2 protein-coding genes are annotated in these 973 nt (G+C 67.1%); both read left to right on the top strand.

The genetic code is table 11. The annotated features are described in order from the left end of the window. Nucleotides 1-399, top strand: a 399-nt coding sequence (locus ACYSM9_RS21855; protein ID WP_461859042.1) for a phage holin family protein, incomplete at its 5' end; no start/stop codon positions are given. Further along, on the top strand, nt 396-973 hold a 578-nt coding region (locus tag ACYSM9_RS21860), incomplete at its 3' end, for a DUF3618 domain-containing protein (protein ID WP_461859043.1). The genes ACYSM9_RS21855 and ACYSM9_RS21860, both read left to right, overlap by 4 nt.

Here is a 973-nt window from a genome sequence, read left to right on the forward strand (position 1 = left end):
GCGGCGCATGTGAAGGCCGATAACGCCTCCCTGGGCGAGTTGCTCGGGGACGTGACCCGGGACCTGTCCACCCTGCTGCGCCAGGAAGTGGAACTGGCCAAGGCCGAAGCCAAACAATCAGCCACCCGCGCCGGGAAAGGCGCCGGCATGCTCGCCGGCGCCGGCGTCGGCGGACACTTCGTCCTGCTCTTCCTCTCCCTGGCCCTGATGTTCGCCCTCGGCGCCCTCATGCCCCTGGGCTGGGCCGCGCTGCTCGTCGCCGTCATCTGGGCCATCATCGCCGCCGTCCTGGCCGCCACCGGCCGCAAGGAACTCAAACAAATCAAAGGCCTGCCCCAGACCGGCCAAACACTCTCCGAAATCCCCCCAACCCTCAAACCAGGTGAGGTACACCGATGAGCGAGAACCCCGACGTCATCCGCGCCGACATAGAAGCCACCCGCGCCCGCCTGGGCACCAACGTGGACGCCGTCGCCGACAAGGTCACCCCGTCCAACATCGTCCACCGCCAGACCGACAAGGTCCGCGACGCCGTCACCGGAGTCAAGGAGAAAATCATGGGCGCAGCAGACAACGCCGCCACCACCGTCCACCACACCACCACCACCGGCGCAGGACACACCAGCAACGCCATGCACTCCGCCGGGGACACCCTGCACGATGCCAAAGACACCGTCTCGGCCAAACTCAGCGACGCCGGTGAGGCCGTCTCCCAAGCCCCCGACCAGGTCAAAGCCAAAACCCAGGGCAACCCCTTGGCCGCCGGGCTGATCGCCTTCGGCGCCGGACTGCTGGTCTCCTCCCTGATCCCGCCAAGCCAGAAAGAACGCGAAGCCGCGGACCAGCTCAAAACCGCAGCCGAACCCCTGGCCCACGAACTCACCGACGCCGCCAAAACCATGGCCCAGGACCTCAAGCAACCCGCCCAGGAAGCCATGGAAAACGTCAAAGCCACCGCCACCGACGCCGCCCA

Source organism: Arthrobacter sp. C152 (assembly GCF_054890965.1).